The organism is Paracoccus nototheniae (assembly GCF_004335005.1).
GTDB classification, from domain to species: Bacteria; Pseudomonadota; Alphaproteobacteria; order Rhodobacterales; family Rhodobacteraceae; genus Paracoccus; species Paracoccus nototheniae.
In genome coordinates, this window is the sequence record NZ_RQRT01000022.1 from 42,085 (window position 1) to 53,326 (window position 11,242).

General features: G+C 65.7%; 12 protein-coding genes and 1 pseudogene. 6 read left to right on the forward strand and 7 right to left on the reverse strand.

Translation table 11 applies throughout. From position 1 onward, the window contains the following. Positions 1-11: 11 nt before the first annotated feature. The 3 genes from EG885_RS10210 (at position 12) to EG885_RS10220 (ending at position 3,187) form a co-directional block, all read left to right on the forward strand. Complete coding sequence (locus EG885_RS10210) at positions 12-1,700, forward strand: GMC oxidoreductase (RefSeq protein ID WP_131574377.1); 1,689 nt, start codon at positions 12-14, stop codon at positions 1,698-1,700. Continuing rightward, positions 1,700-2,338, forward strand: coding sequence for a gluconate 2-dehydrogenase subunit 3 family protein (locus tag EG885_RS10215; protein WP_131574378.1), 639 nt, complete (start codon positions 1,700-1,702; stop codon positions 2,336-2,338). The genes EG885_RS10210 and EG885_RS10215 overlap by 1 nt, the downstream gene beginning before the upstream one ends. Positions 2,339-2,413: 75 nt before the next feature. Then, positions 2,414-3,187 carry a 3-keto-disaccharide hydrolase gene (locus tag EG885_RS10220; protein WP_131574379.1) on the forward strand — a complete coding sequence of 258 codons (774 nt, stop codon included), beginning with the start codon at positions 2,414-2,416 and terminating at the stop codon, positions 3,185-3,187. A gap of 79 nt (positions 3,188-3,266) precedes the next feature. Here EG885_RS10220 and EG885_RS10225 read toward each other — a convergent pair whose 3' ends face one another. From EG885_RS10225 to EG885_RS10255, 7 genes are all read right to left on the reverse strand, one after another. Beyond that, positions 3,267-4,124, reverse strand: coding sequence for a sugar phosphate isomerase/epimerase family protein (locus EG885_RS10225; protein WP_131574380.1), 858 nt, complete (start codon positions 4,122-4,124; stop codon positions 3,267-3,269). Between the two features lie 139 nt (positions 4,125-4,263). Beyond that, positions 4,264-5,094 (reverse strand): alpha/beta fold hydrolase, encoded by an 831-nt coding sequence (locus EG885_RS10230; RefSeq protein WP_131574381.1) that lies wholly within the window; start codon positions 5,092-5,094, stop codon positions 4,264-4,266. A 70-nt stretch (positions 5,095-5,164) separates the two neighbouring features. Further along, on the reverse strand, positions 5,165-5,953 hold the full coding sequence (locus tag EG885_RS10235) for an enoyl-ACP reductase FabI (RefSeq protein ID WP_131574382.1): 789 nt from the start codon (positions 5,951-5,953) through the stop codon (positions 5,165-5,167). 15 nt (positions 5,954-5,968) lie between these two features. Continuing rightward, positions 5,969-7,198 carry a beta-ketoacyl-ACP synthase I gene (gene fabB, locus EG885_RS10240; protein WP_131574383.1) on the reverse strand — a complete coding sequence of 410 codons (1,230 nt, stop codon included), beginning with the start codon at positions 7,196-7,198 and terminating at the stop codon, positions 5,969-5,971. A gap of 31 nt (positions 7,199-7,229) precedes the next feature. Next, positions 7,230-7,739, reverse strand: coding sequence for a bifunctional 3-hydroxydecanoyl-ACP dehydratase/trans-2-decenoyl-ACP isomerase (fabA, locus tag EG885_RS10245; protein WP_131574384.1), 510 nt, complete (start codon positions 7,737-7,739; stop codon positions 7,230-7,232). A gap of 124 nt (positions 7,740-7,863) precedes the next feature. Continuing rightward, on the reverse strand, positions 7,864-8,730 hold the full coding sequence (locus tag EG885_RS10250) for a glycosyltransferase family 2 protein (RefSeq protein ID WP_379107529.1): 867 nt from the start codon (positions 8,728-8,730) through the stop codon (positions 7,864-7,866). A gap of 8 nt (positions 8,731-8,738) precedes the next feature. Further along, positions 8,739-9,500 carry a flagellar basal body-associated FliL family protein gene (locus tag EG885_RS10255; RefSeq protein WP_242679603.1) on the reverse strand — a complete coding sequence of 254 codons (762 nt, stop codon included), beginning with the start codon at positions 9,498-9,500 and terminating at the stop codon, positions 8,739-8,741. A gap of 144 nt (positions 9,501-9,644) precedes the next feature. On the opposite strand from EG885_RS10255, the gene infC reads away from it, so the two are divergent. From infC to EG885_RS10270, 3 genes and pseudogenes are all read left to right on the forward strand, one after another. After that, complete coding sequence (infC, locus tag EG885_RS10260) at positions 9,645-10,244, forward strand: translation initiation factor IF-3 (protein ID WP_165571103.1); 600 nt, start codon at positions 9,645-9,647, stop codon at positions 10,242-10,244. Positions 10,245-10,320: 76 nt separating this feature from the next. Next, entirely contained in the window at positions 10,321-10,842 is a 522-nt protein-coding gene (gene dut, locus EG885_RS10265; RefSeq protein ID WP_131574385.1) for a dUTP diphosphatase, read from the forward strand. Then, positions 10,842-11,242: pseudogene (locus EG885_RS10270) on the forward strand (hypothetical protein); the annotation flags it as partial. The gene dut and the pseudogene EG885_RS10270, both read left to right, overlap by 1 nt.

The window sequence follows — 11,242 nt, forward strand, 5'->3', positions numbered from 1 at the left end:
AGGAAAGCCAGATGGCAGAGAACATGCATTACGACGCGATCGTCGTCGGATCGGGCATCAGCGGCGGTTGGGCCGCCAAGGAACTGACCGAGCGGGGCTTGAAGGTCCTGATGCTGGAACGCGGTCGCAATATCGAGCATCTGACCGATTACGTCCATGCCGAGAACGAATCCTGGAACTATCCCCATCGCGGCACCGCCACGACCGAGATGGTGTCGAATTACCCCGTTCTGTCGCGCGATTATCCGCTGAACGAACAGACCTTCGGCATGTGGGCGAATGAGCAGGAAAACCCCTATGTCGAGGCCAAGCGCTTTGACTGGTTCCGGGGCTATCACGTCGGTGGGCGGTCGCTGCTGTGGGGTCGCCAGACCTATCGGTTCTCGGACACCGATTTCGGCGCGAACGAGCGCGAGGGAATCGCGACCGACTGGCCGATCCGTTACGCCGATATCGCGCCCTGGTACGATCATGTCGAACGCTTTGCCGGCATCTCGGGGACGAACGAAGGTCTGGACATCCTGCCCGACGGGCAATTCCTGCCGCCCATCCCGTTGAATATCGTCGAAAAGGATGTGGCCGCGCGCCTGCGCAATGCGTTCGGCGGCAAGCGCTATCTGATCAACAGCCGCGTCGCCAACATCACCGAGGCGCTGCCCGAACAGAACCGGGTCGCCTGTCAGTATCGCAACAAATGCTGGCTGGGCTGCCCCTATGGCGCCTATTTCAGCACGCAATCGGCAACGCTGCCTGCCGCCGTGGCTACCGGAAACCTGACCCTGCGCCCCTTCTCGATCGTCAAGGAGGTGCTTTACGACAAGGACACCAAGCGGGCGCGCGGCGTCGAGATCATCGATGCCGAAAGCAATCTGACCTATGAATACACCGCCGATGTGGTGTTTCTGAACGCGTCCAGCTTCAATTCGACCTGGGTGCTGATGAACTCGGCCACCGATGTCTGGGAAGGGGGCTTGGGCTCGTCCTCCGGAGAGCTGGGCCACAACGTCATGGACCACCATTTCCGCGTCGGCGCCGAGGGCCGGGTCGAGGGGTATGACGACAAATACTATTTCGGTCGTCGTCCGGCGGGCTTTTATATCCCGCGCTTCCGCAACACCGAAGGCGAGGAACGCCCCTATACGCGCGGCTTTGGCTATCAGGGATCGGCCAGCCGTCAGGGATGGCGCCGCGACATCGCCGAACTGAGCATCGGCGCCGACATGAAAGAGGCGCTGTCCAAGCCCGGCGACTGGACCATCGGCATGACGGGCTTTGGCGAGATGCTGCCCTATCATGACAACTTCATCGCGCTGGACCGGGGCACGACCGACAAATGGGGCCTGCCGGTCCTGTCGATCAGCGTGGATCTGCGCGAGAACGAGATGCGCATGCGCGAGGACATGAAGCAGGACGCGGTCGACATCTTCGAGGCCGCCGGCGTCGTCGACGTGAAGCCCACCGAAAGCGACTATGCGCCCGGCATGGGCATCCACGAGATGGGCACGGCGCGGATGGGCCGCGATGCCGCGACCTCGGTCCTGAACGGCAACAATCAGGTCTGGGACGCACCCAATGTCTATGTGACCGACGGGGCCTGCATGACCTCGTCGGCCTGCGTGAACCCCTCGCTGACCTATATGGCCCTGACCGCGCGGGCGGCGGAACATGCCGTCAACGCCCTCAAGAACGGAGATCTGTGATGAACCGCCGCCAGCTTCTGACGATGATCGCCGCCGTCACCGGCACGGCCATGCTGGGCGGGCATCGCGCCATGGCCTATCTGCCGACCGAGGCGGGGACCAACATCTTCACCCCCGAGGATGCCGCCTTTCTGGACGAGGTGGCGGAAACCCTGATCCCCGCCACCGACACGCCCGGCGCCAAGGATGCGGGCGTGGGCGCCTTCATGACCCAGTTCGTCAGCGATTGTTTCGACGAGGAGGAACAGACCGTCTTCCGCGACGGGATGGAGGCGCTGCAGGCCGATGCGCAGAATCGGTTCGGCAAGCCCTTTGCCGATCTGACCCCCGACGAACGCCAGCAGATGCTGCAGGCCGCGCACGAGGCCGCCACCGCGCAGGCATCGGTCGTCGAGGAATACGAGGCCACGCGTCAGCAATCGCTGGACATCCAGCCTGCCGCCGACACCGCAGCGGACGAACTGCCCGCCGATCCCGACGCGCCGCAGCTGCATTGGTTCACCCCGATCCAGCAGCTGGTCCTGTTCGGCTTCTTCACCTCCGAGATCGGCGCCACGCAGGTGCTGCGCTATGAGCCGGTGCCGGGGGAATATATCGGCGATCTGGAATATGACGGCGGCCCTGCCTGGGCCACCTGAGATCCGCACCGGCCCCCGGTCCCGACAGGGCAGGGGGCCTTTTGACAGGTATCTTCGCATAAAGGCTGATCCGACATGACACTGACCCCGAAACTGACCCCCCTGATCGCCGCAGGCCTGCTGCTGGCCGCCCCCGCCTTCGCGCAGGAGGCAGCCCCCGAACCCACGCAGGAAGAACGTCAGGCCCAATCCCGCGTCACCGAAGTGCAAGGCCCCGAGCCGCGCCTGGTCCAGACCCCCGAAGGCCAGCCCCCTTCGGATGCGACGGTTCTGTTCGATGGCAGCAGCCTTGAGGGATGGGAATCCGTCGATGGCGGCGACGCTGCGTGGACGATCGAGGACGGCGCCCTGCATGTCGGGCGCGGCACCGGCGATATCCGCACGACCGAGAATTTCTGCGATGTGCAGCTGCATGTCGAATGGCGCTCGCCCCCGAATGACGAAGGTCATGACAGCCAGGATCGCGGCAATAGCGGCGTCTTCCTGCAGGAACGCTACGAGGTGCAGGTGCTGGACAGCCATGAGAACCCGACCTATGCGAACGGGCAGGCGGGCTCGATCTACAAGCAGCATCTGCCGCTGGTGAATGCCTCGCGCGAGCCGGGCGAATGGCAAAGCTATGACATCATCTTTCAGGCCCCGGTCTTTGCCGATGACGGTGCGCTGCGCCGCCCGGCCCATCTGACCGTCCTGCATAATGGTGTCGTGGTCCAGAACCATGCGCAATTGCAGGGCGCGACGGAATGGATCGGCTATCCCAGCTACGAGGCGCATGACTGCGCGCCGATCCGGCTGCAGGATCATGACGCCGATGTCAGCTTCCGCAACATCTGGGTCCGCCCGATGTAAGGGCAGCCCGACCCCAGACATGAAAAAGGGGCCGCGACGATTGTCGCGGCCCCAGTCACCTGTCCAGCAGGGAGAAGTGTCAGCGCGTGGCGCTGTACGGCAGGTTTTCGGTCAGGAAGGTGGCACCGGTCATCACGACCTCGGCCGCATCCAGAGGCTGATCATGTTCGATGATGTACCATTGCGTTCCGACCTCTTCGGCGGCGGGCAGGATCGCGGCCCAGTCCAGCACGCCTTCGCCCAGGGCCTTGAAGCCGCGCTCATCCTCGGCCTCGCCTTCGGGTGCATTGTCCTTGGCATGGATCGCAAAGACCCGGCCATCGAAGCGGTCCAGATATTCGACCGGGTCCAGCCCGCCGCGCGCGACCCATGCCAGATCCAGCTCGGCCAGCACATCGTCGCCGGCGGCCTCCATCATGATCTCCAGCGCGGTGCGCCCGTCGAATTCGGCCATCTCGAAATCATGGTTGTGATAGGCAAGGGTCATCCCCTCGGCCTGCAGCGCATCGCTCAGACCCGCCAGTTCTTCGCCAAGCGCGGTCCAGCCTGCCGCATCCGTCGGACGCGCTTCTTCGGCCAGATAGGGCACGGTGATCACCGCATTGCCGATGGCCTTGTTGAAATCAATGACCGCCTGCAGATCAGCGCGCAGATCATCCAGCTGCGCATGGGTCGAGATCGCTTCGACCCCATATTCGGTCATCAGCGCGGACAGATCCTCGGCGCTGCTGTCCTGCATCCCGACGGTCTCGACGGCGGTGATCCCGGCGGCCTGCACGGCGGCCAGCTGTTCGTCCAGCGTCCCGTGATCGCGCAGCGTGTACATCTGGACCGCGATCGGCAGCTCGGCGGTGCGGGCATCCTGCGCCCATGCGCCCGTCGCGCTCAGCGCGACAGTGACCAGTCCGCCCAGCAAAGCGGAGTTTGCAAAAGTCATGAAGTCCTCCTTGGCCTTCCCCTGCTCCTCTAGGGGTTGTCCCGAATGTAATGGGTTTCAGAGCACATGAAAAGGATTACATTCGCGGCAGAACCGGATTTCCGCCGATCCGGATCCGCCCCCGCAGCGGCCCCTTGGCTCAGGCCAGATCGCGGCAGGCCGCCAGCCAGCGGCCGATCACGTCCAGGGCAGGGGCCTCGTCCAGCCAGGGAATATGCGCCCGGCCGGGGATTTCGGCGGCGATCAGATCGGGACGCATCGCCTGCATCCGCGCCATGGTCGCGGGGGACAACAGATCCGAATTGGTCCCCCGGATCAGCGCCACCGGCAGCCCCACGGTGGCCTGCCACAGGGGCCACAGATCGACCGGCGGCCCGTCGAAAGCGGCCAGAAACGCCTGCCTCAGGGCCGGATCATAATTGATCCGCAACCCGTCGGGCTTGGCGTCGTAATGGCGCTGCACATCCGCCAGCCAGCGCCCCTCGGGCACATCGGCAAAGCCCGGCATCAGCCCCGGCATCCGCGCCGCCAGTGCCTCATGCGTCGCATCGCGGGGGCTGCGCCCGACATAATCAAAGATCCGTTGCAGCCCGTCCTGCGCGATCTCGGGGCCGACATCGTTCAGGCACAGGCCCAGCAGCCGATCATGCGCGGTGGCCGCCAGCACCAGCCCGATCAGCCCCCCGCGAGAGGTGCCCAGCACCGCCGCCCGGTCCACCCCCAGATGATCCAGCAGTTCGACCGCGTCGCGCGCCTCGCGCGGCACGGTATAGGTGTCGGCCCCGGTCCAGTCAGACCCGCCGCGCCCCCGGTAATCCATGCGGATCAGCCGCACGCCCTCCAGATGCGGCGCCACGAAATCGAAATCCGCCATCGTCCGCGTCAGCCCCGCCAGACACAGAACCGGCAGCCCCTCTCCCTCATCGGAAAAGACCAGCCGCGCCCCGTCGCCTGCCCGAAACTCCGCCACGCCGCAGCCCTTTCATCTTGGTCCAAATATCCCGCGGGGGTCCGGGGGCGCGAAGCCCCCGGTCCTGTCCTCAGAGGTTCTCGCTCTGCGGCATCCCCAGCACATGATAGCCGCCATCCACCGTCACGATCTCTCCGGTCGTGCAGGCCCCCCAGTCCGAGGTCAGCCAGACCGCCGTCCCGCCGATGGCCTCCAGCGTGGCATTGGCGCGCAGGGGCGCATTCGCCTCGGTATGGCGAAAGGTCTTGCGCGCTCCGCCGATGGCGGCGCCCGCCAGGGTCTTCATCGGGCCGGGGCTGATCGCGTTCACGCGGATGCCGTCGGGGCCCAGATCATTGGCCAGATAGCGCACGCTGGCCTCCAGCGCGGCCTTGGCCACGCCCATGACGTTATAGAACGGCGTCACCCGGTTCGATCCGCCATAGGTCAGGGTGATGATCGATGCGCCCGGCGCCATGATCGGATGGGCGCGGCGCGCCACCTCGATCAGGGAATAGCAGCTGATCTCCAGGCTGCGCCCGAAATTGGCGCGGCTGGTGTTCATGAACCGTCCGGTCAGCTCGTCCTTGTTGGAAAAGGCGATGGCGTGGATCAGAAAGTCCAGCTTGCCCCACCGTTCGGCCAGCGTCGCGAAGGCGCCGTCCAGCGATGCGTCGTCAGTCACGTCCACATCGACCAGCAGATCCGAGCCGACCGACGCCGCCAGCGGCTCGACCCGCTTGCCAAAGGCCTCTCCCTGATAGGAAAAGGCCAACTCGGCGCCCTCGGCGGCCATCGCGCGTGCGATGCCCCAGGCAATGGATCGTTCATTGGCGACCCCCATCACAAGCCCGCGCTTGCCCTTCAGAAGATCGCCCATGTCCAGTCCCTCACATCATTCCAGATAGCGCGACATCAGCAATGTCGCGTTCGTCCCGCCAAAGCCGAAGCTGTTCGACAGGATCGAATCCAGCCCCGCATTGTCCACGCGGCTGGTCGCAATCTCGCCCGGCTGAATCGCCGGGTCCAGCGTCGTCACATTCGCCGATGCTGCGATGAAGTCATTTTGCAACATCAGCAGCGAATAGATCGCCTCATGCACGCCGGTCGCGCCAAGCGAATGCCCGGTCAGCGACTTGGTCGAGCTGACGGGCGGCGTGGAACCCTCGCCAAAGATATTGCGGATCGCCCGGATCTCGCCCAGATCGCCGACCGGGGTCGAGGTGCCATGCGCGTTGATATAGCTGACCTTGCGGCCCTCGGGCAGGGTGGCCATCGCCACGCGCATCGACCGCTCGCCGCCCTCGCCCGACGGCGCGACCATGTCATAGCCGTCCGAAGTCGCGGCATAGCCGGTCACTTCGGCATAGATCTTGGCGCCGCGCGCCAAGGCGTGGGACAGCTCTTCCAGCACCACGACACCGCCGCCGCCCGCGATCACGAACCCGTCGCGGGTCGCGTCATAGGGACGAGAGGCGCTTTCGGGGGTGTCGTTGTATTTCGACGACATCGCGCCCATCGCGTCGAAGAGGCAGGACAGCGTCCAGTCCAGTTCCTCGCCGCCGCCGGCAAAGACGATGTCCTGCTTGCCCATCTGGATCTGCTCGACGCCATTGCCGATGCAATGCGCGGATGTCGAACAGGCCGAGGTGATGGAATAGTTCACGCCCTTGATCTTGAAGGGCGTCGCCAGACAGGCCGAGTTCGTCGACGACATGCAGCGTGTCACCATGAACGGCCCCATCTTCTTGGGCGCGCCCTTTTCGATGACCGTCTGATGGGCCAGGAAAAAGTTCGAGGTCGACGGCCCGCCCGATCCCATGATCAGGCCGGTGCGCGGGTTCGACACATCGCCATCCTCCAGCCCGGAATCGGCGATCGCCTGTTCCATGGCCAGAAAGTTATAGGCCGCCCCCGGACCCATAAAGCGCAGGTTGCGCTTGTCGATATGATCCTCCAGCACGATCTGCGGCATGCCGTGGACTTGGCTGCGAAAGCCGTGTTCGGCATATTCGGGCGCAAAGACGATGCCCGACTTGCCCGATTTCAGGCTGTCGGTGACCTCGTCGGCCGAATTGCCGATGGGGGAAATGATGCCAAGCCCGGTGATGACGACGCGACGCATGGGGGCCTCCTTGGGAAATATGAATGGGGGATCAGCTGGCCGACAGGGCCACCTTCATGTCCTTGACCAGATAGATGACCTCGCCATCGGCCTCGACCCGGCCATCGGCCACGCCCATGGTCAGGCGGCGGGTCTGGATGGCTTTGGTGAAATCGACGCTGTAGCGCAGCAGCTTGCGGTCTGGGCGGACCATGCCGGTCAGCTTGACCTCGCCCACGCCAAGCGCATAGCCGCGCCCCTGCCAGCCGCGCCAGCCCAGATTGAACCCGGTCAGCTGCCACAGACCGTCCAGACCCAGACAGCCGGGCATGATCGGATTGCCGGGGAAATGGCAGGCAAAGAACCACAGGTCCGGCGTGATGTCGAATTCGGCCACGATATGGCCCTTGCCATGGGCGCCGCCGTCTTCGGACACCTCGGTGATGCGGTCCATCATCAGCATCGGCGGCTCGGGCAGCTGCGCATTGCCGGGGCCGAACAGCTCTCCGCGCGCGCAGGCAAGCAGGTCGTCGCGATCAAAGCTGGTCTGGGTCATCGCCATGCGGGTCATGCCTTTGTTCTGCGGCCCCTGCGGGCCGGTCGGGGTCCAAGATTGACGCTGCGTTTAGCATCCGGGGTCAGATCGGCGCAAGGGCAAGCCGAGGCCCGCCCCGCCCGCGCGCGGATCAGAACCACTGCCCCGGTTCCATCAGCCCCAGATCCATCAGCTGCTGCCCCGTCCAGTCGAACGGATGCGAATTGCGCCAGGTCATGTCGCCCACCTGATCGCGCGATCCGGGATTGGTGGCCAGCGCCTTGGCCACACGAAAGGACGCGATGGCGGCGGTCAGGTTGTGATGCCAAGGGCAGGAATAGGTGTTGTATTCCTCGATGGTGAAACGGTGATCGGCGGTGACCTTCAGATCGGGCGCGGCGCGGAAGAGGGCGATCCGGTCGATGCGGCGGCGATCAGGGGGCAACAGCTCCTCGTATCGCCAGCGCAGCCCGCCGTGGAAATCCAGCTGTCGTTCGCGGGGCGTGCCGTCCGGACCGTTGCGCCCAAGCGCGTAATAGCCCGCCCGGTCGAACATCGCGTTCTCCAGATCCACCGCATCCGGGTTGGCCTTCAGATCGGGCGCATACAGATCGACGACATAGGACAGCATCGCCGACCGGCGTTCCTCGGTGTGAAACACCAGCATTTCGCCGACGGTGCGCGTCTCGCAGAAGGGATAGAACAGGAATTCGGAATTGAAGCAGTAATACAGCCATGTTCCCGGGGGCACCGCGCGGATCACCGCATTGACGGCGCGGACATGCGCATCGGGGCGGCGGGTTTCATAGGACAGCTGGGTGACCTTGGGCAGCACGGCTTGGGGCAGATGTACCGGCTGATCCGAAAACAGCAGGATATGACGAAAGCCGCGCTGCAGGTGATGTTCGACGGTCTGGGTGACGGCGGTGTCATCCTCGATCAGGATGATCGCCAGCGGTCCCTTGGCCAGCGTTTCGGGCTTGCGGGCCAGAAACGTCTCCATGTTCTGGGCGGTCAGCTGCTGCATCAGCGCATCACCGCCTTGACCTGCTCCAGCGCGCTGGCCAGCAGCTGGGGATTGCCTTCGGCTGCCGCGACAAGGCGCTTGAGCGTTTCTTTCTGCGCATCGGGCAGGGCGGACCCGTCGATGATCGCCTCGACCCCGCTGCGGTCAAAGCCTTCCGGGGTCATCAGCGCCTCGATCCGGGCGGCGACACCGGCAGCATCGGCGGTATCCGAGGCGGCGGCGGCGGCATCCTGCGCGGCGGCGCCCGCCTCTTCGGCGGCTTCGGCCGGGGCCAGTGCCGCCACGCCCGAGGTCGCGCCAGCGGCTGCGGCTGCGGCGCGGTCGGCGGCCTCCAGTGCTGCGACGGCGGCGGCTTCGGCGGCGTCGGCCGCCTCGCTGGCCGGACCGGTTCCGGTATCTTCGGATGCGCGCGCGGCCTCGGCTGCGGCATCGGCGGCGATGGCTGCGGCGTCGGCTGCCGCATCGGCTGCGGCTTCGGCAGCCGCCTGACCGTCGACCTGAGGATCGGCGGTGGCATCATCGGCCAGCTGTCCGGCATCCTGCGCGGCGGTCGCCGCATCTTCGGCCAGACGCGCGGCGTCGCCCGCAGGGGTGGCGGGGGCGTCGATCGCGGCGTCCCCGGTCACGGGTGCCTCGGCGGGCGCCTGCGCGACCTCGACCGGTGCCGGGGCATCGCCCGAGGGGGCGTCATCTTGCAAAAACCACCATCCGCCGCCCGCAGCCAGCACCAGAATCACGACGATCGGCAACAGTTTGGACATTCGGCACCCTCGACCCAACAGGACATTACCCCCTTCTATGGCACAGCCCAACGGGTCCGAAAACCCGCGCGATGGCCGCAAACCGGCCCGATCTGCCCGATCCGGGTCGATTTGCGGGCCTGATTGATCAATTCCGGTTGAATCATGGCGCGCGCGGCCTTATTTTCCTGCCACTTGCGCATTGGCCATAAAAGGAGCACCGCCATAGCCCGTCGCCCGCATAACGCACCGCCCCAACGTGACACCGGCCCCCGGACCAACGAACGCATCCGCGTTGCCGAAATCCGCCTGATCGGCCCCGAGGGAGAGAATATCGGCGTCGTGCCGCCCTCTGTCGGGATGCAGATGGCGCAGGATGCCGGACTGGATCTGGTCGAGATTTCGCCGAACGCGGCCCCGCCGGTCTGCAAGGTCATGGACCTCGGCAAATACAAATACGAGATGCAGAAGCGCGAGGCCGAGGCCCGCAAGAAGCAGAAGGTCATCGAGGTCAAGGAAATCAAGTTCCGTCCGGGAACCGATATCCATGACTATGACGTCAAGATGCGCAGCGTGATGAAGTTTCTGGAAGGCGGCGACAAGGTCAAGGTGACCCTGCGTTTCCGGGGCCGCGAGATGGCCCACCAGGATCTGGGGCTGGAGCTTTTGCACCGCGTCCGCGACGATGTGGGCGAGGCCGGCAAGGTCGAGACCATGCCCAAGCTGGAAGGCCGCCAGATGGTCATGATGATCGCGCCGAAATAGGTTTGCGACATCGACGACGGTTCCAAAGGCCGCGCGGGCATTGCCGCGCGGCCTTTTGCATGGCTAGGGTGCGGGCATGACCAACGCACCCCTGATCCGCCTGATGCGCCTGCCCGAAGGCGACCCCGACATCGCGCTGCCCCATTATCAGACGCCCGGCGCGGCGGGGGCCGATCTCTGCGCGAATCTTGCACTGGCCGACCGTGCAGCGGGGATCACGCTGCCCCCCATGGGCCGCGCGCTGATCCCCACCGGTCTGGCGCTGGCCATCCCCCAGGGCTGGGAGGTGCAGATCCGTCCCCGGTCCGGTCTTGCGCTGAAGCACGGTATCACCCTGCCCAACGCGCCCGGCACCATCGATTGCGATTATCGCGGCCCGCTTGGGGTGATCCTGCTCAATCTGGGTGATGCGCCCTTTACCGTCGGCCATGGCGACCGGATCGCGCAGATGGTCGTGGCACCCGCCCCGCAGGCGCGGTTCGAATTGGTTGACGCGCTGGACGGGACGGCGCGCGGGCAGGGCGGTTTCGGATCGACCGGGACGGGGTCCGGCGGGACGGGGTCGGGCAGAATGGGCCCTGACGGAGGGCACCTGTGATGCTGGGCGTCTTTCTGATCGTCATGCTGCTGATTTTGGGGCGGGTGCTGCATCTGCCGCGCCCGGTGACGCTGATGACGATCGGCCTTTTGTGGGTCGGGATGCTGTCGTTGCAGGTCATCGCGCCGGGCAGCGCTGCGGCGGCGGCGGTGGGCGGATCGGCGGCGGGCTGGCTGGTTCTGGGCGCCTTGGTGGGGCTGGTCGTGGCCTATCGCGGCCTCTTGCGCCGCCTGCGCGCCCGCGCCACGCCCGATCCGGTGCCGGTGGTCCGCGATGACGGTCTGTCGGACCCGGAACTGGACCGCTATGCCCGCCATCTGGTGCTGCGCCAGATCGGCGGGGCCGGGCAGATACGGCTGAAATCCGCGCGGGTGCTGGTGATCGGCGCGGGGGGGCTGGG